Source organism: Spirilliplanes yamanashiensis, from assembly GCF_016863475.1.
GTDB classification, from domain to species: Bacteria; Actinomycetota; Actinomycetes; order Mycobacteriales; family Micromonosporaceae; genus Spirilliplanes; species Spirilliplanes yamanashiensis.
This window is the reverse complement of sequence record NZ_BOOY01000008.1, coordinates 330,342-349,924: the sequence shown is the minus strand read 5'-3', so window position 1 is coordinate 349,924 and position 19,583 is coordinate 330,342. Positions and strand designations below refer to the sequence as shown.

Below are 19,583 nucleotides of genomic sequence, written 5' to 3'. Positions count from 1 at the left end.
TGCCTGGGTCGGGGCCTGGGTCGGTGCCTGGGTCGGGGCCTGGGTCGGGGCCTGGGTCGGGGCCTGGGTCGGGGCCTGGGTCGGGGTCGGCGGCTGGGTCGGGGCCGGGCGGCCGAACGCGACCGGGTCGTCGGCCATCGTGCTGCGGTGCGCGCCGCCGGCGTCGCCCGGGAAGAACACGCGCGTCTTCTCGAAGTCCGCCTTGAACGGCGCCTGCTGCTCGTCGAACCGCGACGCCCCACCCGTCGGCGCGAACGCGGTGGTCTCCTCCCACGACGCCGCCGACCGCTGCGCGGGCGCGACGTGCGGCTGGCTGGGGGAGGCGTCGTGGGCCGGCGGCACGGTGTAGGGGGACGGCCCGGCGTGGGCCGAGGGCGTGGGCGCGGCGTAGTCCGGGGGTGCGGGGTAGTCCGACGCCGGGCCTGAGGCCGACGCGGCGGCGTAGTCCGGGAACGTGGTGTGGGGCGAGGATCCGGCGTAGGCCGAGGTCCCGGCGTGGGTCGACGGCCGGCCGTGCGTCGGGCTCCCGGCCTCGGCCGACTGCCCGCCGTGCGCCGACGGTGCGGTGGAGGCCGCGTCCTGCCGCGGCGCCACGAACGGCGAGGTGTGCGACCGGGTCGGCGGCGCCAGGAACGGGTCGTCGTCGACGAGAATGGCCTCGTCCACCTCGACCACGTCGTCGTCCAGGATCTCCGCGTCGGCCTCGTCCGGGGCGTCGTAGCCGGGGCCCGCGGTGACCGCCGGGTTCTCGGCGCTGACGTGCACGGTGCCGTCCTCGAACGCCACCCGCAGCAGGGTGGGCGGGCCCGCGCCCTCCACGCCCATCGTGATGGCCAGCTCGGGGTGGCGGGCGACGACGGCGGCGACGGCCTCGGCCAGTTCCGTTACCGCCGGCGGGGTGCTGCTGTCGGGGGAGGTGCGCCGGCGCAGCTCGTCGCGGCGCGCCAACCGCTCGAGCGCGTCGTCCAGTCCACCACGCACGTCAGCAACCTCCCGCTCACCACTCTGCCTGCCGATGGTGCCACGCCGCAAAAGTCTGCCGGACGAGGCGGACAAACCGCATCGCTACGTGGCCGCTTTCATCGTGATGGCCCGATCCAGCGCCTGATCGAGGACGACAAGCAGGGCGTCCCGGACACTGGCCCGGAACCGGGCGTCGAACGCCAGCACGGGCACATGGTCGCTCACCGCGAGCGCCCACCGCACCTCGTCGATGTTGTAGCCGAGCTGCCCGTGGAACGTGTTGATGCCCACCACGAACGGCAGGCCGGCCCGCTCGAAGTAGTCCACGGCCGGGTAGCAGTCGTCGAGGCGGGAGGTGTCCACGACGACGAGCGCGCCCAGGGCGCCCTTGATCAGGTCGTCCCACATGAACGCGAACCGCGACTGGCCCGGCGTGCCGAACAGGTACAGCTTGAGGCTCTGGTCGATCGTGACGCAGCCGAAGTCCATCGCGATCGTGGTGGTGGTCTTGCCGGAGGCCTCGCCGGGCTCGTCGACGCCGATGCCGGCCGTGGTCATCTCCGCCTCGGTGGTGAGCGGGGCGATCTCGGATATGGCGCGCACGGTGGTGGTCTTCCCGACGCCGAACCCGCCCGCCACGATGATCTTGACGGGGAGCGGGGGTGCGGTCACCGGGGACGGCGGCGGGGGCGGGGCGGCGTGCCGCCCGGCCATCGGCATGGGGCCCGTGTTCGGCATGGCGGCGCCGCCGTAGCCGGTCCCGCTTCCGCCGTGGGTGGAGGGGCCATGGCTGGACCCGCCGCCGTAATGACCCGCGCCGGACCCGCCGTGGGCCGAGGTGGCGGGCTCGCCGTAGGCGGAGGCGGCGGGCTCGCCGGAGGTGGGGGCCCCGAAGGAGGAAGCGGCCGGGCCGCCGTAGGTCGAGGCGGCGGGCTCGCCGTAGGCGGAAGAGGAGGAGGCCGGGTCGCCGTAGCCGTAGGCGGAGGGAGCGCGATCGCCGGAGGAAGCGGGGGTGGAGCCATACGCGGGGGTGGAGCCGTAAGCGGCGGGGGAGCCGTAGGCGGCCGGGGAGCCGTAGGCGGCCGGGGAGCCGTAGGCCGCGGGGGAGGTGGGTTCGGGCGGGGTGCCGTGGTCGGGCTGGTCCGGTACCCGGGCGGTGCCCACGGCCCGGTCATGAAATGGCACGAAGTCCACGAATCACTCGCATGATGGTCTCGGGGTCGGGAAAGTCGCTGCTGATCACGTGGACGTCCAGCTGGCCGGCGGCGCGCAGGTCGCCGACGAGGATGCGGGTCACGCCGAGGTGCATCCGCAGTTTCGCCGAGATCTCCGCGACGGACAGCGGCCGTTCGCACAGCGCCACGATGGCCCGCGACTCGGGTGGCAGGGGGGCGGGCAGGGCGCCGGGGTGGCGGGTGACCTGGGTTTCCATGCCGATGTCGGGGTCGGCGGCGTTGACGCGGCCGGCGGTGATGACGAAGGGGCGCAGCGCGGGGGGTTCGGGGGCGTCGGCCGGTGGGCCGGCGATCGCGCGGCGTCCGCCCGGGGGCCGGCCGGTCAGGTACGGCCGGACGCCCGGCACGCCGGCCGGGTCCGGGGCGCCCGGGTCGGCCGGCGGTCTCATGACTGGACGGCGTTCTTCAGTTCGGCGATGAGGCGCGGGCTGAGTGCCCCGCCGGCGCGGGTGGCGAAGAGGGTCATCTCGTACGCCAGGGTGCCGAGGTTGGCGGTGCGGTCGGCGATGACGCCGAGGACCGAGCCGGCGCTGATGGACGTGACCAGCAGGTACCCGTCGGCCATGTCGATGATGACGCGGTTGAGGCCGCCGAGCGCGTACCAGCTGGCGGCGCCGCCGGCGAGGCTGGTCAGGCCGGACACGACGGCGGCGAGGCGTTCGGCGTTGGCCCGGTCCTTGATGGACGACATGGCCATCAGCAGCCCGTCCGAGGAGACCGCGATCGCCTCGACGACGCCGGCCGTGCCGGTGGTGAACGAGTCCAGCAGCCAGTTGAAGGTTTTCGCCTCCGCGCTGAGCTGCGCGCCACCGCGCTGCGGCTGGGTGTCCGTGGAGTAGGGCATCGTCATCTGGGCTGTCCCTCGGGTTGTGGCTGGGCGTCGCGCATGGCCATCGCGACTCCGTACTCGAACTGCTCGATCATCGCCCGGGCCTCGTCCGGGTCGAGCTGCTGCGGCGGTGACGGCGGCGCTGCCGTCCGGGCCGGCGGGGGCATGTCCGGCAGCGTGGCGCCGGGGGTGCGGCGCATCAGCTTGGGCGCCTCGTCGGGGGCGGGGGACTGCGGCACGGCGGCCGGGTCCACGGGCACCCAGTCGACCTCGTGCTCGACGACGTCCCACTGCGCGCGGGTGACGCCGGCCTCGATGGATTCGACGAGGTCGCGGGCGGCGACGGCGTCGGCGGCGGAGGGCGGGTTGATGGCGACCCGCGGCTGGCGCTGCTCGGGCACGTGCGCGCCGGGCACCCGGCGGCGCAGGCCGTTGTGCGCGGTGGCGGCGCGGCGCTGCGGCAGGTCGGCGGGCTCGTCCAGGTAGGACGGCACGTTGCGCTGGCGCGGCACCTCGACGACGTAGCCGGGGGAGTCGGGCGCGACGGGCACGTCGAACGCGACGTCGAGGGCCGGCTCGCTCCACGACTCGGCGTCGACGACGGCGGGTTGCGGTTCGGCGCGGCGCAGCGGCTGGAACGCGTTCCAGGACCGGCCGGCCTCCAGGGTGCGGGTGGCGCGGCTGAGGGCGACCGGGTCGAACGGCTGGGCGCTGCCGGGCACGGACCGGGCGGCGGCGCCGGCGATGAGCGGGGTCATCTCGGTGGCGCCGGCCCCGGCGGGGCCGCGGGCGGGCAAGCTCTCGGGCCGGGTGAGCAGGTGCTCGGGCGACAGCTCGACCCAGGCGGTGAGGCCGCCGTCGGGGGTGTCGGTGAGGTTGACGGTCAGGCCGTGGCGGCGGGCGAGGCGGCCGACGACGAACAGGCCGAGCACCTCGGTGGGCGCCAGGTCGAGGCGTTCGCGGCGGGCCAGCCGGGCGTTCTCCTCGGCGAGGCGCTCGGCGGGCAGGCCGAGGCCGTGGTCGACGACGGCGAGCCGGGCGCCGCCGGACGCGCCGCCGGCGGCGGCCACGGTGACCCGGGTGTGCGGCGGCGAGAACGAGGTGGCGTTCTCCATCAGCTCGGCGAGCAGCAGGGTGAGGTCGGCGACGAGGGCGGGCATGACGACGAGGTCCTCGGGGACCTCCACGTCGACGCGGGTGTAGTCCTCGATCTCGCCGAGGGCGAGGCGGACGACCTCGGCCAGCGGCAGCGGCTCCATGTACTCGTTGGCGCCGGCGCCGCCGGACAGCACGACGAGGCTGCTGGCGTTGCGGCGCAGGCGGCTGGACATGTGGTCGAGCCGGTACAGCTCGCCGAGGCGGTCGGCGTCGGTCTCGCGGCGTTCGAGGGCGTCGATGAGGCTGAGCTGGCGGCCGACGAGGTTCTGCGTGCGGCGGCCGACGTGGCCGAACATCTGCGCGACGTTGCGCCGGCCGGCGATCTGCCGCTCGACCAGCTGCACGGCGGTGGCCTGGACCCGTTCGAACGCCCGGGCGAGGTCGCCGATCTCGTCGCGCGCCTGGACGTCGACGGGGTCGAGCCGGATCGGCCGGACGGCGTCGGCGGCGTCGTCGTCGGCGACGCGTTCCAGCTCCGTGCCGGCGGCCCGGGCGATGCGGTCGGCGGAGACGGTGAGGCGCTGCAGCGGCCGGGCGACCGCGCGGGCCATGAGGATCGACAGGCCGAACACCAGCACCAGCAGGGCGATGGACAGCCCGGAGACGGTGTACGCGGTGCGCGTCGCGGTGGTGCGGGCGTCGGTGACGGCGGCGGTCACGTCCGCCTCGATGCGGTTCTCCAGGAACCGGCCGAGCACGATGACGGACCGCAGCGACGGGAACAGCGACTGGACGTTGAGCGTCTGCACGGCGCGGGCGGGGTCGGTGGCGGCGATGGTGAAGAAGTCGCGGCCGGCGCGGGAGATGAACGACTCCTGCGCGAGCAGGTACAGCTCGGTCTGCGGGACGGTGGCGAAGCTGCCGAACCGGATGACGACGACCTGCAGCTCGACGAGCTTCTGCGAGAACAGCCCGACGAAGCCGGGTTCCTTGGTGACGACGGCGCTGGTGAGCAGGCCGGACGCCTGGCTGATCATGTCGTCGGTGCGCAGCACGGAGTCGAGCGCGAAGACCTGCCGCCCGGCGGCGGTGGTGAGGTCGGCCTGCCGGGTCAGCCCCAGCGCGTCGATGATGGGCGTGACGACGTTGGTGAAGTCGTTGATGATGAAGTCGGGCCGGGCCTTGCGCGCCAGCACCTGCTCGCGGGTGCGGTCGAGGTTGCCGACCCACTCGAGGGCCTGCCGCAGCTGGGGCGAAAGCTCCTGGTCGAGGCGGTGGAGGCGGTCGATGCGGTCGTCGACCTTGGCGCTCTGCACGACGAGTTCGGGACGCTGCACGAGGCCGAACAGGTAGCCGATGGACAGCAGGCGCTCCTCCTGGAGCTCCTGCAGCGCGGAGCCGACCTCGCCGGCCAGCTCGACGGCGTCGGCGGTGCGCTGGGCCTGCCGGGCGGCGTCGACCCGGTTGACGACGATCGGCACGGTGAGCGCGACGACGCCGAGCAGCGGGACGAGGACGAGCAGCGTCAGCTTGCCGAGGATGCGGAACCTACCGAAGTGCACCGGACCGCTCCCTGCGTGTCGGGTCGCCGTCGGCCGTGTACGCGGCCAGCAGGTCGGCGCGGAGTTCGTCGGGGCGCCCGTCGGGCGAGCCGCTGCCGCGCGGGCGCGCCGGGGCGGGGATCGCCGTGCGGCGCCGGCGGGCGAACAGGATGACCAGCCCGAGCAGGGCGAGCAGCACCGCGCCGCCGGCGACGGCGTACTGGGTGAGCCGGTCGTTCTCCAGGTCGTCGATGCGGGTCCGGAGCAGCTGGCCGGTCTCGGTGAGGATGGTGCCGCTCAGGCCGTTGAGGCCCTGGGTGAGGTCGCCGCGCGCGGCGGTGAGGGCGGCCGCGCTGGGGGTGGGGGCGGCGGTGGCCTGCACCAGCGCCTCGACGCCGCGGCGGAACCGGTCGAGCGCGCCGAGCAGGCTGCTGCTGAGGGTGCGGCTGGCGGTGTCGTCGACGGCCCGCTGCAGGTTGTCGGTGAGCCGGTTGACGGCGAGCTCGGTGCCGGCGGTGGCCGCCGCGAGGCCGGTGCCGACCTGCGTCTTGACGATGCCGGAGGGCAGGTTGGGCAGCACCAGCGCGAGGTCGGAGGCGCGGGTGCCGTAGACGATGGCCTCCGGCAGGTCGACGGCGACGGCCTGCTGCAGGTGGGAGATGTCGCTGTCGGGGTCGCGGTCGAGGCCCGAGTTGTCGCGGACGGCGTCGAACAGCGCGAGCAGCAGGTCGGTGCTCTCCAGGTGTGCCTGGAGGGTCTGGGCCGGGTCGCCGGCGGGGGCCTCGGCGAGGCCGGTGATGGTGCGGCGCAGGCCCGCCCACCGCTCGCGGGTGCCGAGGTCGGCGCCGAGCTGCTGGTCGGCCTCGGTGACGGCGGCGACGGCCTGGTCGAGGGCGGGCGACGTGGCGCCGCGGCCCTGCAGGGCGGTGCTCTGCACGTCGGTGAGCGCCGTGAGCAGCGGCATCAGCCGGGTGATGTATGTGATCGCGTCGCGCTCGCCGCGGGACTGGTCGAGGTCGTCGGCGGTCGCCTGCCGCAGCTGCAGGAACAGCATGCCGGTCGGGACGAGCAGGGCCACCACCACGAGAGCCGCGAGAGCGGAGCGAACCCGGCCCCGCCGGTCCTCCACCGTGCCTGACATGTGCCTGCCTCCGCCGAATCGCACATTCTGTGCCCCGATCGGCGATCACCCACAGTGACCGCGTCGCGCACCGATCCGAGTCAATCTATCCGAGAAAGATTCTCGGCGGCCCCTTTCCGACGGCCCAACTTTGCCCGGCTGAACGGACGAGTCGGCTTTCGTCCGTCCCGGCTATGGACGCGGGCGCGGGTGGCGCTCAACTGCCGCTCCGTCCGCCGCGGACGCCGGTGCGCGGAGGCTTCGTCTCCACAGTAGATGGTGGGGAAAGGCTCATCCCGACGTGCGATCGGCCGATCACCGCGGCGGGCCGGCGGGTGTGCCCGATCCACCCTGGACGGATGTCCGGCCCGTCACCGAACGTGCGGGTAACACTGCACAGCGCTGCAGGGTGTGCGCAGAGTGATCGTACGACTACGATCTAGCGTCCGATATGTACGGGAAATCAGAGCCGGGCGAGCGCGCGGCGCAGCGGATCCAGGCCGAGCGACCCCAGATCGAGGGCCTGGCGGTGGAACGCCTTGAGGTCGAAATCGGCGCCCTTGCGGGCCTTTGCGTCGTCTCGCGCCTGCAACCAGATGCGCTCGCCGACCTTGTACGACGGCGCCTGCCCCGGCCACCCCAGGTAACGGTTCAGCTCGAACCGCAGGAACTCGTCGGGCATGCGGCAGTGCGCCCGCAGGAACTCCCAGCCCAGCTCGGGCGTCCACCGCTCGCCCGGCCGGAAGCCGAACGGGTTGTCGCGCGGGATCTCCAGCTCCAGGTGCATGCCGATGTCGACGATGACCCGCGCCGCGCGCATCGACTGCCCGTCGAGCATGCCGAGCCGGTTGCCCGGGTCGGTCAGGTAACCCAGGTCGTCCATGAGCCGCTCGGCGTACAGCGCCCAGCCCTCGCCGTGCCCCGAGCACCACGCGAGCAGCCGCTGCCAGCGGTTCAGCGACTCCGCGCGCACCTGCGTCTGGCCCACCTGGAGGTGATGGCCGGGCACGCCCTCGTGGTAGACCGTCGTCACCTCGCGCCAGGTGGAGAACTCGGTGATGCCCTCCGGCACCGCCCACCACATGCGGCCGGGCCGGCTGAAGTCCTCGCTCGGGCCGGTGTAGTAGATGCCGCCGTCGCTGGTCGGGGCCAGGCAGCACTCGATGCGGCGCACCTGCTCCGGGATGTCGAAGTGGGTGCCGTTCAGCTCGCTGACCGCGTTCTCCGCGAGCTGCTGCATCCAGTCGCGGAACGCCTCCTTGCCCTGGATCTGCCGGGCCGGGTCGGCGTCCAGCGCGGCCACCGCGTCGTCGATGCTCGCGCCCGGGCCGACGATGTCCGCCGCCACCGCGCGCATCTGCGCCTCGAGCCGGGCCAGCTCGTCGAAGCCCCACGCGTACGTCTCGTCCAGGTCGACGGTCGCGCCGAGGAAGTAGCGCGACGCCAGCTCGTAGCGCTCGCGCCCGGCGGCCTGCTTCTCCCGGCCGCGCGGCGCCAGCTCGTCGCGCAGGAACTGGCCGAACGCGGCCGTGGCCGCCGTCGCCGCGGCCGCCGAGCGGCGCAGGTCGGCCGCCAGCGCGCCCTGGGCGGTGAGCCGGCCGGTCAGCGCGTGGAAGAAGTCGTCGCGCGCCGGGTCGGTCCACGCGTCGCACTGCTCGGCCACGGCCGCCAGCTGGGCGCGGGCGCTGACGTGGCCCCGGTCGGCGTACTCGACGAGCGTGCGCCGGTACTGGTCGAGGGCGCGCGGCACCTGGCCCAGCCGGGCCGCGATGTTCGCCACGGCCTCCTCGCCGTCGGTGGGCATCAGGTCGAAGACCATGCGGACGCTGTGCAGGGCGCTGGAGATGACGTTGACGTCGCTCGCCGTCATGCCGGCCTCGTGCCGGGCCAGCTCCAGGCCCAGCCGCTCCGTCATCGCCTCCTGCGCGACCCGCTCGTCCTCGGACTCCGGCGTGACCGCTTCGAGCTCCGTCAGCGTGCGGCGCACCAGGCCGGCCTGCGCCTCGTACCCCTCCGGCGACAGGTCGTCGATCGTGTCGTCGTAGCCGGCGATGCCGACGTAGGTGGCGCCGGTCGGGCTCAGCGGCGCCCATTCCGCGACGTAGCGGTTGGCGAGGTCATCGATGCGTCCCACGCGACGAGACCCTACGCGAGCCGGTCGTCCGGCCGCGCCCCGAAACGCGGCCGGAAACCGGCGGACGCTGGCGGGAAAACCCGGCGACAGCCACCGCCGCGGGCGGCAGAGTGTCAGGGGTGAGCACCCAGACCACCCCTGACCGGGCCGATCTCCGCGCGTGGCTGCCCGCGTTCCTGACCCTGGCCCTGATCTGGGGCACGAGCTTCCTGTTCATCAAGGTCGGCGTGCGCGAGCTGCCGCCGCTGTGGCTGACCTTCGGCCGCGTCGCCGCCGGGGCGCTCACCCTGCTCGCCGTGCTCGCGGTCAGCCGCGAGCGGCTGCCGCGCGACCCCCGGCTCTGGGGCCACCTCGTGGTCGTCGCCGCCGTCGGCGTCGTCGTGCCGTTCACGCTGTTCGGCTACGGCGAGGAGCGGGTGTCCAGCGTGCTCGCCGGCATCTGGAACGCCGCCACCCCGCTCGTCGCCCTGCCGCTGGCCGTCGTGGCGTTCCGCACCGAGCGGATGACCACCCGCCGCGCCGCCGGGCTGGCCGTCGGGTTCGCCGGCGTGCTGGTGGTGCTCGGCGTGTGGCGCGACCTCGGTGGCGCCCAGCTCACCGGCCAGCTCATGTGCTTCGGCGCGGCCATGTGCTACGCCGTCGCCATCCCGTACCAGAAGCGGTTCGTCGCCGGCCGCCGCGAGAGCGGCGCCGCCATCGTGACCGCCCAGCTGCTCGTCGCCACCGCCCAGCTGGCGATCGCCGCGCCGCTCGTCGCGGGTGCGCCGCCGAACCCGGCCGGGCTGAGCGCGCCCGTCGTGGTGAGCGTGCTGCTGCTCGGCGCGCTCGGCACCGGCGTCGCCTTCCTGCTCAACTTCCGGGTCATCCGGGTCGCCGGCGCCAGCACCTCGTCGTCGGTCACCTACCTCATGCCGATCGTCGCCACGGTCGTCGGCGTCACCGTGCTCGGCGAGGCGCTGGTGTGGAACCAGCCGGTCGGGGTGGTGGTCGTGCTGCTCGGCGTGGCCGTCTCGCAGGGCCTGCTGACCCGGCGGGCGGCGGTGCCGGTCAGTGCCGCGACGACGCCGGCGGCGGCGCCGCAGCCAGCCGCACGGTGAACGTCGTGCCCTCGCCGACCACGCTGGCCACGTCGATGCGGCCGCCGTGGTCGGTGACGATCCGGTGCGCGATCGTCAGGCCCAGCCCCGAGCCGCCGGTCGCGCGCTGACGGGTCTTGTCCGCCCGCCAGAACCGGTCGAACACCCGCGGCAGGTCCGCCGCGGCGATGCCCGCACCCGTGTCCGCCACCGCCAGCAGCGCCCGGTCGCCGTCGCGGACGGCGCGCACGCTGACCCGGCCGCCCGCGCCGGTGTGCCGGATCGCGTTGGTGAGCAGGTTACCCAGCACCTGGCGCAGCCGGTCCGGGTCGGCCTCCACCCACACCTCGGCGGGCGCCTCGACGGTCAGCACCACGTTCGCCTCCGCCGCCACCGCCCGGTGCACGGTCGCGCTGAACGCGGCCAGCTCCGCCAGGTCCACCGGCGAGCGCGCGTAGTGCAGGGTGCCCGCCTCGGCCAGCGCCAGCACCTGAAGGTCGTCGAGGATCCGCCGCTGCAGCAGCGTCTCCTCGTGCAGGCTGGCGAACAGCTCGCGGCTCGGCTCCACCACCCCGTCCTGGAGCCCCTCCAGGTAGCCGCGCAGGTTCGACAGCGGGGTGCGCAGCTCGTGCGCCACGTCCGCGACCAGCAGCCGCTGCCGCTCCTCGCTGCGCTGCAACGCCTCCGCCATCCGGTTGAACGAGCGCGACAGCTGCGCCAGGTCGTCGGAGCCGACGGTCGGCACCCGCGCGTCCCGGTCGCCGTCGGCGAGCCGCTGCGACGCCGCCGTCAGCCGGTTCACCGGCCGGCTCACCCGCCGGGCCACCACCGCCGTCCCGGCCACCGCCACGACGACCAGGCCGGCCAGCCCGAGCGCGGCCGACGGGTCGAGGCTGCGCAGCCCCGGGCTCTCGAACCCGCCGAGGAACATCCGCAGCGGGTGCAGGCCGCTCGCGGAGATGCGCGCCGCGAACGCCCGGCTCATGCACTGCGACCGGTCGGCGACGAAGGGGCCCGTGCACGCCTCGAACGCGTCGCGGTCCCGTCCGTCGCTCTGCAGCACCTGCCGGGCCGCGGACTCCACGCACGGCCCGCCGGCGGCGATCTGCGCGGTGCTCAGGTACGGCGACGCGGTCAGCGGCAGCGCGGCCTGCGGGTCGTCGCCGAGGCACTCGCGGGCCAGCAGCGCGGCGCGGTACTGGTTCACCTGCTTCAGCGCCATCCTCGCCGGGTTGAGGTCGCGCCTCGGCACGGGCCCGCCCAGCGGCGTGGTGAACAGCGTGGCCGGGGTGACGCCCCACGGGACGGCCGGCGCGGGCCCACCGGCGGGCCCGGCGGGCGGCCCGGCGGCGGGATCGCCCTGCAACTCGCCGCGGATGAGCGGGTCGAGCGGCGGGCGCGGGTCGATCGTGGTCGGGACCGGCGCGACCGCCCGGGCCCGCCGGCCGGCGAGGTGGTCGGTGTCGACGACAACCGAGTCGTCGAACGTGGACTCCAGCCGGATGCGCAGCCCGGTGCGCTCGGACAGCGCGGCCGTGAGCGCGGCGACGCCGGTCCACTCCCCGTGGGTCAGCCCGTACCGGGCCAGCTCGTCGACGATCTGCGGTCGGTGCCGGTCCGCGGCGCTCTGGGTGCGCTCGTACTCGCGCGCCGCCAGGCTCAGGGTGAGGAACCAGGTCATCCCGATGGCGGTCAGCGCCACGACGACCACCAGCAGGAACACCCGGACCCGGAAGGTCACCGCTCGGCCATCCGGTAACCGCGCCCGTAGACCGTCTGCACGTACACCGGGTCGGCCGGGTCGGCCTCGATCTTGCGGCGCAGGTTGACCACGTGCGCGTCCACGGTGCGCGCGGACACGTCGTGGTCGAAGCCGAACGTGCGGTCCATGATCTGCGCCCGGGTGAACACCCGGCCCGGCTCGCCCGCCAGCAGCTCCAGGATGCCGAACTCCTTCGCCGTCAGCGCCACCGGCGCGCCGTCCACCCGCACCTCGTAGCGCTGCGGGTCGATCTCCAGCCCGCCGACGCGCAGCACCGGCGGGGCGGCCTCGGCGCGGCCCGTGCGGCGCAGCAGGGCGCGCACCCGGGCGGTCAGCTCGCGCGGGCTGACCGGTTTCGTCAGATAATCGTCGGCGCCGATGTCGAGGCCGAGCAACATGTCGTTCTCGGACGTCCGGGCGGTGACCAGAAGAATGGCGACGTCCGACTCGCGGCGAATGATGCGGCACACGTCCAGGCCGTCGGTCAGCGGCATCATCACGTCGAGCACGAGCAGATCCGGCCGGCGGGCGCGGGCCTGCTCCAGCGCGGCCCGGCCGTCGCCCACCGTGAGCACCTGATGGCCCTCACGCTCCAGGTACAGCCTGATGAGCTGCGCGTGCTTCGGATCGTCGTCGGCGACGAGGATGCGGGCGGTCACTCCCGGCATGGTGCCACCCGCCGTCGAACCCGATCAACGGCGATTGTGAGATTCCCGTGAAGAACTCCCCAGAAAGTGCCACGAGTATCGCGGAAACCAATTCCGCGCGCTTTCCCCACAGCTTCTTCACATCGACCGTCCTACGTTCTCGCCACACCACGAGAAACGGGGAGGCCCGCGATGTGCGGTCTGAGCGTCTTCATCAGTACGCTGCCCACGACCGGGCTGCCCGACGCCGCGTCGGCGCAGGCCTTCGCCGCGGCGCTGAGCACCATCCGGCACCGCGGACCCGACGACACCCGCATCGAGTACGGGCCCGGCGTCGCCTTCGGCTTCCAGCGCCTGGCGATCATCGACCTCGAGGAGAGCACCCAGCCCGCCCACTACCCGCCGGACGGACCGGAGCAGGGCCGCTGGACCGTGGTGTTCAACGGCGAGATCTACAACTACCGCGAGCTGCGCGCCGAGCTGGCCCGCGACCACGGCGCCACGTTCGCCACCCACGGCGATACCGAGGTGCTGGCCGCGGCGTTCCACGTGTGGGGCCCGGCGGCGCTGCCCCGGCTGCGCGGCATGTTCGCGTTCGTGGCGTACGACCACAGCACCGGCACCGTGCACGCCGCCCGCGACGCGTTCGGCATCAAGCCCCTGTACACGCTGCTCACCCCCGACGGGCTGTTCCTCGCCAGCGAGAAGAAGGTGCTCTCGGGCTTCGCCGACGAGGCGGCCGGCGTCGACCCCGACGCTCTGGCGCACTACCTGACCCTGCAGTACGTGCCCGAGCCGTTCACCCTGCACCGGCAGATCCGCCGCCTGGAGCCCGGCCGCCGGCTCACCTGGAGCCCCGGCGGCGAGCCGCGCGTCGAGCGGTGGTTCCGCCCCGACCTGCGCCCGGCCGCGACCACGCCCGAGCGGGCGCAGGGGCTCATCCGGGACGCGCTGCGCGACAGCGTCCGCGCCCACCTGGTCGCCGACGTGCCGGTGGGGGCGTTCCTGTCCAGCGGCATCGACTCGTCCGCGGTGGTGGCCCTGGCCAGCGAGGTCGACCCGGACATCCACGCGTTCACGGCCGGGTTCGGCGAGGCCGGCTACTCCGAGATCGAGATCGCCCAGGACACCGCCCAGCAGCTCGGCGTGCGGCTCACCCCGACCGTGGTGACCGACGCCGACGTGCTGCGCGAGCTGCCCCGGATCGCCTGGTACCTGGACGACCCCGTCGCCGACCCGTCGCTGATCCCACTGTGGTTCCTGGCCCGCACCGCGTCGCGGCACGTCACCGTCGTGCTGTCCGGCGAGGGTTCCGACGAGCTGTTCGGCGGCTACCGCATCTACCGCGAGCCGGCGTCGCTGGCGGCGCTCGACCGGCTGCCCGCGCCGATGAAGCGCGGCCTGCACGCCCTCGCCGAGGTCATGCCGGAGGGGGTGCGCGGCCGCAGCTTCCTGCAGCGCGGCACCACCCCGATCGAGGAGCGCTACTACGGCAACGCGCGCATCTTCTCCCCGGCCGAGAAGGCCGCGCTGATGCGCTTCGAGGCCGCCCCGCACACCGCCGTCACCGCGCCCGTGTACGCCGAGGCGGAGGCGCTCGACCCGGCCGCCACCATGCAGTACGTCGACCTGGCCACCTGGCTGCCCGGCGACATCCTCACCAAGGCGGACCGCATGTCGATGGCGCACTCGCTGGAGCTGCGGGTGCCGTTCCTCGACCGTGTCGTGTACGCGGCCGCCGCGTCCCTGCCGACGGAGCTGAAGCTGCCACGCGGCTCGGTGGACACCAAGGTGGTGCTGCGCCGGGCGATGGCGGGCATCGTCCCGGACTCGGTGCTGCACCGCGCCAAGCTGGGCTTCCCCACGCCGACCCGGGTGTGGCTGCGCGGCGAGATCGGCGAGTGGGCCGATGACCTGCTGGCCACGTCGCCGACCCGCGACCTGCTCGACCTGGAGTACGCCCGCGGCCTGCTCGCCGCCCACCGGGCCGGGGTCGCCGACCACTCCCGCAAGGTGTGGACGGTCGTCATGTTCTGCCTGTGGCACGCGGTCTCGGTGGAGCGCTCGATCGCCGTCGGGCACGCCCCGGAGGTGGGCCTCGCGGCCTAGCCGTGCGCGGCCGCCCAGGCGACCAGGTCGTCGGCGGGCAGGGTGTTGAGGATGCGCTCGGCCGGCACCCCGCACAGCGCGGCCCGCTCGCAGCCGTTGTCCTGCCACGACAGCTGGCCGGGGGCGTGCGCGTCGGTGTCGATGACGAACCGGCAGCCCGCCTCCAGCGCCAGCCGCAGCAGCCGCTTCGGCGGGTCGAGCCGCTCGGGCCGCGAGTTGATCTCCACGGCCTTGTCGTGCTCGGCGCACGCGGCGAACACGGCGGCGGCGTCGAAGTCGCTCGGCGGGCGGGTGCGGCCGCCCCGGTGCGCCCGGTCGGCCCCGGCGGTCAGCTTGCGGCCGGTGCAGTGGCCGAGGATGTCCAGGTGCGGGTTCTCGATGGCCCGCAGCATCCGCCGGGTCATCCGGGCCGAGTCGTCGCGCAGCTTGCTGTGCACCGAGCCGACCACCACGTCCAGCCGGGCGAGCAGGTCGTCGTCCTGGTCGAGGCTGCCGTCCTCGTTGATGTCGACCTCGATGCCGGTCAGGATGCGGAAGCCGTCGGGCAGGGCGGCGTTCAGCGCCTCGACGTGGTCGAGCTGCTTGCGCAGCCGGTCGGCGGTGAGCCCGCGGGCCACCGTCAGCCGGGGCGAGTGGTCGGTCAGCACCATGTACTCGTGGCCCAGCTCGACCGCCGCGAGCGCCATCTCCTCGATCGGGGAGCCGCCGTCCGACCAGTCGGAGTGCAGGTGGCAGTCGCCCCTGAGCGCGGCGCGCAGGGCGGCCGCCTCCTCGCCCAGGTCGCGGCCCGCGGTGTCGTTCAGCCGGCGCAGGTAGACGGGCTCCTCGCCGCGCAGCGACTCGGCGATGCACCGGGCGGTGACGTCGCCGACGCCGGACAGCTTGGTCAGGGTGCCGTTGCCGGCGCGCTCGGCCACCTCGGCCGGGTCGAGCCTGCCGATGGCCGCGGCCGCCGAGCGGAACGAGCGCACCCGGTACGTCGACTCGTTCGCCCGTTCCAGCAGGAAGGCGATGCGGCGCAGGTCGGCGGTGGGTTCCCGGGCGGTCATGGGGCACAGGTTAGTGCGACCGGGAGACGTCCGGCCCCCGGTCGGGCGAGGATCGGGGGATGCGGCGTGCGGGGCGGGTGGGCGCATCGGCGGCGGCCGGCGTTCCGGTGGAGCCGGACGAGGCCCCCGAGCTGTGGGCGCTGACCACCGGCCTGGCCGCCGAGGCCGGCGCCCGCGCCCCGGGCGAGCTGCGGCTGGTCGCCGAGCCGACCGTCGCCGTCACCGCGGGCGCCCGGCGGCTGTCCCTGGGCCTGCCGCTCCTGCCCGTGCTGAGCGCCGGCCGGCTGCGCGCGGTGCTGGCGCACGAGTTCCGGCACCGCCCCCGGCCGGCGATCCTGCGCGCCGTCGGCCGGTTCGGCCCGCGTCGGCCGGTGGCGGTGGCGCCGCCCGAGCTGCCCCGCGTCGCCGCGGCCTGGGCCCGCTTCCTCGACGAACACCTGCGTCCGGGCTCGGCGACGGGCTGCGTGCCCGACGACGTGTCCGGCGGCTTCCGGCACTTCCTCGCCGCCCGCGGCGAGCCGGCGGACGACCACCCGGCGGTCGAGCTGCTTCCCGACCCGGCCGGGTGGGAGCGCGCCCTGTGGCCGGACGCCCGCCCGGTGAGCTGGGACGAGTTCGCCACCGCTGCGGTCGCGGCCGGGCAGCAGCGGCTGGCCGACGGGGTGTTCCGCGCGGTCGCCCGGCGCACCGGCCGCCCCGTGCAGCCCGGCATCGGCCTGGCCGAGCTGCTCGACCTGGTGGCGGCCGGCCGGCTCGGCGAGGTCGCCGCCGAGGTGCTGCCGGACGTGCCGCGCGACGAGGCGGCGCAGCGGTTCGCCGACCCGATGACGCAGATCCTGGAGCTGGCCGCCGTCCGGTCGCAGGTGGCGCACCGCCGGCACGCGTGGACCGGCCCGGCGCCGCTAATGGACCGCGCCGGCCACCCGCTGGACCTGGCGGGGACCGGCCGCCTGGCGTGCGCCCCGTGGACCCTCGGCGAGGCCCGCGACCGGCTCGCCGTCCTCGGCGTCAACCTGTGGCACACCGGCCTGGTCGAGGCCCACCCCGGCGCGGCGGGCGCCGGCGTGCTGGCCGCGATGACCCTGGACGTGGCCGGGGCGCGCACCGACGTCGTGCTGCTCGACCAGGGCTTCGTGCTCGCGCCGGCCGACACCGGCGGCGGGCGGGACCGGCTGCGCGCCCTGGTCGGGTCGGCGTCCGGCGACGAGCTGGCACAGCGGCACGCGTTCGTGCCGTTCGCCGACGTCGAGGGCGGCACCACCGGCCGGCTGCGCGCCGTGCGGGCCCGGCTGGCGCTGCGCGGCGGCGGCACGATGGTGCTGCGCGAGCGCCTCGGCGGCGCGGCGACCCTCGACGCCACGAGCCGCGACGAGTTCAAAGGCGCCCTGCGCGCCCTCACCCGCAGGCGCTCGGGCCGCCACGGCCGCTAGCGTGGCGGCGTGCGGACGATCGATTGGGTGGACGGCGCGGTCGAGATCATCGACCAGACCGCGCTGCCGGACTCCCTGGACGTGCTGCGGCTGACCACGGTCGACGAGCTGGTCGACGCGATCCGGCGGCTCGCCGTGCGCGGCGCGCCCGCCCTGGGCGTGGCGGGGGCGTTCGGGGTGGCCCTGGCGGCCCGGCAGTTCGCGGGCGACCCGGGGGCGCTGGCCGAGGGCGTACACCGGGTGGAGACCGCGCGGCCGACGGCGGTGAACCTGGCCCGCGGCGCCCGGCGGGCGGCGGCGCGGCTGCCCGGGGGGTTCGAGGCGGTCCTCGCCGAGGCCCGCGCGGTGCGCGACGAGGAGATCGCCGCGTCGGCGGCGATGGCGGCGCGCGGCGCGGACCTGGTGGTCGAGCTGTGCGGCGAGCGGCCGCGGATGCTGACCCACTGCAACACCGGCGGGCTGGCCGCGGTGACCGGCGGCACCGCGCTGGGGGTGGTCACCGAGCTGCACCGGCGCGGGCACCTGGCGAGCGTGGTGGCCAGCGAGACCCGGCCGCTGCTGCAGGGGGCCCGGCTGACCGCCTGGGAGCTGGGCCGCGCGGGTGTCGACTTCCGGGTGGCCGTCGACGGCGCCGGGCCGTTCCTGATGGCCCGCGGCGAGGTGGACGCGGTCATCGTCGGCGCGGACCGGATCTGCGCGAACGGCGACACCGTCAACAAGATCGGCACCTACGCGCACGCGCTGGGCGCGCACCGGGCGGGCGTGCCGTTCATCGTGGTGGCGCCCGAGTCGACCATCGACCCGGACACCCCGGACGGCGCGGCCGTCGAGATCGAGGACCGGGCGGCGGGCGAGGTGGTGGCCGGGCTGCCCGCGGCGAACCCGGCCTTCGACGTCACCCCGCACGACCTGATCACGGCGATCGTGACGGACCGCCGGACGATCAGGCCGCCGGCTTCCACGGCGTGACGAAGCCGTTCTCCGGCCAGTTCTCGGCGGCCGCCATCAGCTCGTACGCGGTCGCGCCGTCGACGGTCTCGCGGACGATGTCGGCGTGCCCGGTGTGCCGGGCGGTCTCCTGGACGAGGTGCAGCAGCAGCCACCGCACCGACCAGTTGTCGACGTCCTGCGGGTTCCACGGCAGGCTCTTGTCGACCGGCACGGGGTGGTCGAGGTCGGCCACCTCGGCGAGGAACCGGTCGGTGGCGGCGGCCACCTCGTCGTAGAAGGCGCACAGCTGCTCGTACGTGGCGTCCTCGGCCAGGTCGAAGTGCTGGTCCCACTCGTGCGCGGCGGGGTAGGTGGGCGGGCGCCGGGCGGCCACGTCGATCCAGCCGGCCTCGGTGTGGGCGGCGTGCTGGATGAGCCCGCCGACGCTGAGCGCGCTGGCGCTCGGGGTGGCGCGCAGCTGCTGCGGGGTGAGGCCGTAGCCGGTGAGCTTGAGCTGGAGCCGCATCTGGGTGAGGTAGCTGACGAGACCGTCGCGCTCGTCGGTGACGGGGCGAACCTGACCGGGCATGTCCTGACTCCTTCTCGTCGTGCTGTCAGGAGTCAGCCTAGGAGCCGTTGCGGCCAGTTTCCGGCCTCAATCGGCGGGCAGCACCGCGGTGATCGTCCGGTGGTCGGCCGAGACCGCCGTGACCCACCCGCCGGCCCGGCCGAGCCGGCGCAGCACGTCCGCGCGGGCCGGCAGGTCGCGCTGCTCGCCCGCCCGCGGCGGCCAGGCCAGCCGGGCCGCGTTGCCGTCGTGCAACCACGGCTGTAGTGCCGTGACCGGGTCGGCCTCGGCCAGCCGGGCCCGCGCCTCGGTCAGGCTTCTGATCACCTCGTCCAGCGCCGGGCCGACCGCGCCGGCGTTGCCGCCGCACATCGCGGCGACCAGCTCGGGCCGGGTGGCCGCGACCCGGGTGCCGTCGCGGAAGGACCCCGCGCCGAGCGTCGCGGCGAGCGGCTCGCCGGCGGCCGCCGCCGCGAGGGCGGTGGCCAGCAGGTGGGGTACGTGGGACACGGTCGCCACCGCCCGGTCGTGGTCGGCCGCCGTGGCCGGCACCGCCCGCGCCCCGAGCCCGGTGACCAGGGCGGCCAGCGTCAGCCAGTCCGCGGTGGCCGTCTCCTCCTCCAGGCACAGCACCCAGGCCGCGCCCTCGAACAGCGCCGGGTCGGCCGCCCCGAAGCCGGACGTCTCCTTGCCCGCCATCGGGTGCCCGCCGACGAAGCGCCGGCCGCCCACCAGGTCCCGGACCGGCCCCTTGACCGACGTGACGTCCGTGAGCAGCCCGCGGAAGCCGCCCAGCTCGCCCAGCACGCCGGCCACGGCGGGCAGCGGGACGGCCAGCACGGCCAGGTCGGCCGTCGCCACCGCGTCCTTCACGCTGCCGGCGATCTGCCAGCGCCGCCCGGCCGGGGCGAGGGCGGCGGCGGTGCGCGCCGTGGCCCGGGTGGCCGGGTCGGCGTCGAAGCCCAGCACGGCGTGCCCGGCCGCGGACAGCGCCCGCAGCAGTGAGCCGCCGATGAGGCCGAGTCCCAGCACCGCGATGTTCACGCGGCTGACTCTCGCACACCGGACGCGCTCGCCCGTACGGCCACAATC

At 75.1% G+C, this 19,583-nt stretch carries 16 protein-coding genes; 4 read left to right on the top strand and 12 right to left on the bottom strand.

Annotated elements, in window-relative coordinates:
- The 7 genes from Sya03_RS08560 to Sya03_RS08530 form a co-directional block, all read right to left on the bottom strand.
- A partial coding sequence (locus tag Sya03_RS08560) for a hypothetical protein (protein WP_203937635.1) occupies positions 1 to 981 on the bottom strand: 981 nt, incomplete at its 3' end.
- An 84-nt stretch (positions 982 to 1,065) separates the two neighbouring features.
- Entirely contained in the window at positions 1,066 to 1,683 is a 618-nt protein-coding gene (locus tag Sya03_RS08555; RefSeq protein WP_203937671.1) for a GTP-binding protein, read from the bottom strand.
- A gap of 451 nt (positions 1,684 to 2,134) precedes the next feature.
- Positions 2,135 to 2,587, bottom strand: coding sequence for a DUF742 domain-containing protein (locus Sya03_RS08550; protein ID WP_203937634.1), 453 nt, complete (start codon positions 2,585 to 2,587; stop codon positions 2,135 to 2,137).
- Positions 2,584 to 3,048, bottom strand: coding sequence for a roadblock/LC7 domain-containing protein (locus Sya03_RS08545; RefSeq protein WP_203937633.1), 465 nt, complete (start codon positions 3,046 to 3,048; stop codon positions 2,584 to 2,586). Before Sya03_RS08545 ends, Sya03_RS08550 begins: the two co-directional genes overlap by 4 nt.
- On the bottom strand, positions 3,045 to 5,687 hold the full coding sequence (locus Sya03_RS08540; RefSeq protein ID WP_203937632.1) for a nitrate- and nitrite sensing domain-containing protein: 2,643 nt from the start codon (positions 5,685 to 5,687) through the stop codon (positions 3,045 to 3,047). Before Sya03_RS08540 ends, Sya03_RS08545 begins: the two co-directional genes overlap by 4 nt.
- A complete protein-coding gene (locus tag Sya03_RS08535) occupies positions 5,674 to 6,807 on the bottom strand; it encodes a hypothetical protein (RefSeq protein ID WP_203937631.1) in 1,134 nt (377 codons plus the stop codon). The genes Sya03_RS08540 and Sya03_RS08535 overlap by 14 nt, the downstream gene beginning before the upstream one ends.
- 442 nt (positions 6,808 to 7,249) lie before the next feature.
- The gene (locus tag Sya03_RS08530) at positions 7,250 to 8,920 is read right to left on the bottom strand and encodes a DUF885 domain-containing protein (protein ID WP_203937630.1); all 1,671 of its coding nucleotides are present in this window, start codon (positions 8,918 to 8,920) and stop codon (positions 7,250 to 7,252) included.
- A 119-nt stretch (positions 8,921 to 9,039) separates the two neighbouring features.
- Between Sya03_RS08530 and Sya03_RS08525 the strand changes: the two genes are divergently transcribed.
- A complete protein-coding gene (locus Sya03_RS08525; RefSeq protein WP_203937629.1) occupies positions 9,040 to 10,017 on the top strand; it encodes a DMT family transporter in 978 nt (325 codons plus the stop codon).
- Here Sya03_RS08525 and Sya03_RS08520 read toward each other — a convergent pair.
- Positions 9,968 to 11,737: a sensor histidine kinase gene (locus Sya03_RS08520; protein WP_203937628.1), complete on the bottom strand. Its 1,770-nt coding sequence runs from the start codon at positions 11,735 to 11,737 to the stop codon at positions 9,968 to 9,970. The genes Sya03_RS08525 and Sya03_RS08520 overlap by 50 nt on opposite strands.
- The gene (locus Sya03_RS08515; protein ID WP_203937627.1) at positions 11,734 to 12,426 is read right to left on the bottom strand and encodes a response regulator transcription factor; all 693 of its coding nucleotides are present in this window, start codon (positions 12,424 to 12,426) and stop codon (positions 11,734 to 11,736) included. Before Sya03_RS08515 ends, Sya03_RS08520 begins: the two co-directional genes overlap by 4 nt.
- 171 nt (positions 12,427 to 12,597) lie before the next feature.
- On the opposite strand from Sya03_RS08515, the gene asnB reads away from it, so the two are divergent.
- Positions 12,598 to 14,514, top strand: a complete 1,917-nt coding sequence (gene asnB / locus Sya03_RS08510) for an asparagine synthase (glutamine-hydrolyzing) (RefSeq protein ID WP_203937626.1) — start codon at positions 12,598 to 12,600, stop codon at positions 14,512 to 14,514.
- Here the strand turns inward: asnB and Sya03_RS08505 are convergent.
- Complete coding sequence (locus Sya03_RS08505) at positions 14,511 to 15,563, bottom strand: PHP domain-containing protein (protein ID WP_203937625.1); 1,053 nt, start codon at positions 15,561 to 15,563, stop codon at positions 14,511 to 14,513. The two genes, asnB and Sya03_RS08505, sit on opposite strands and share 4 nt — an antisense overlap.
- Before the next feature lie 59 nt (positions 15,564 to 15,622).
- On the opposite strand from Sya03_RS08505, the gene Sya03_RS08500 reads away from it, so the two are divergent.
- Positions 15,623 to 16,993 carry a M48 family metalloprotease gene (locus tag Sya03_RS08500; protein ID WP_203937624.1) on the top strand — a complete coding sequence of 457 codons (1,371 nt, stop codon included), beginning with the start codon at positions 15,623 to 15,625 and terminating at the stop codon, positions 16,991 to 16,993.
- Between the two features lie 9 nt (positions 16,994 to 17,002).
- The gene (gene mtnA, locus Sya03_RS08495) at positions 17,003 to 17,962 is read left to right on the top strand and encodes an S-methyl-5-thioribose-1-phosphate isomerase (protein ID WP_203937623.1); all 960 of its coding nucleotides are present in this window, start codon (positions 17,003 to 17,005) and stop codon (positions 17,960 to 17,962) included.
- On the opposite strand, the gene Sya03_RS08490 is transcribed toward mtnA, so the two are convergent.
- Positions 17,937 to 18,512: a DinB family protein gene (locus Sya03_RS08490; RefSeq protein WP_203937622.1), complete on the bottom strand. Its 576-nt coding sequence runs from the start codon at positions 18,510 to 18,512 to the stop codon at positions 17,937 to 17,939. The genes mtnA and Sya03_RS08490 overlap by 26 nt on opposite strands.
- A gap of 66 nt (positions 18,513 to 18,578) precedes the next feature.
- Positions 18,579 to 19,535, bottom strand: a complete 957-nt coding sequence (locus Sya03_RS08485) for a prephenate dehydrogenase/arogenate dehydrogenase family protein (RefSeq protein ID WP_203937621.1) — start codon at positions 19,533 to 19,535, stop codon at positions 18,579 to 18,581.
- Between the last annotated feature and the right edge of the window lie 48 nt (positions 19,536 to 19,583).

What these genes read in the sequence shown, in the direction of transcription:
- Sya03_RS08555 (WP_203937671.1), bottom strand. Translation starts at nt 1,683, where the DNA reads ATGCCGATGGCCGGGCGGCACGCCGCCCCGCCCCCGCCGCCGTCCCCG.
- Sya03_RS08535 (WP_203937631.1), bottom strand. Translation starts at nt 6,807, where the DNA reads ATGTCAGGCACGGTGGAGGACCGGCGGGGCCGGGTTCGCTCCGCTCTC.
- Sya03_RS08500 (WP_203937624.1), top strand. Translation starts at nt 15,623, where the DNA reads ATGCGGCGTGCGGGGCGGGTGGGCGCATCGGCGGCGGCCGGCGTTCCG.
- Sya03_RS08505 (WP_203937625.1), bottom strand. Translation starts at nt 15,563, where the DNA reads ATGACCGCCCGGGAACCCACCGCCGACCTGCGCCGCATCGCCTTCCTG.
- Sya03_RS08515 (WP_203937627.1), bottom strand. Translation starts at nt 12,426, where the DNA reads ATGCCGGGAGTGACCGCCCGCATCCTCGTCGCCGACGACGATCCGAAG.
- Sya03_RS08490 (WP_203937622.1), bottom strand. Translation starts at nt 18,512, where the DNA reads ATGCCCGGTCAGGTTCGCCCCGTCACCGACGAGCGCGACGGTCTCGTC.
- Sya03_RS08550 (WP_203937634.1), bottom strand. Translation starts at nt 2,587, where the DNA reads ATGAGACCGCCGGCCGACCCGGGCGCCCCGGACCCGGCCGGCGTGCCG.
- Sya03_RS08545 (WP_203937633.1), bottom strand. Translation starts at nt 3,048, where the DNA reads ATGACGATGCCCTACTCCACGGACACCCAGCCGCAGCGCGGTGGCGCG.
- asnB (WP_203937626.1), top strand. Translation starts at nt 12,598, where the DNA reads ATGTGCGGTCTGAGCGTCTTCATCAGTACGCTGCCCACGACCGGGCTG.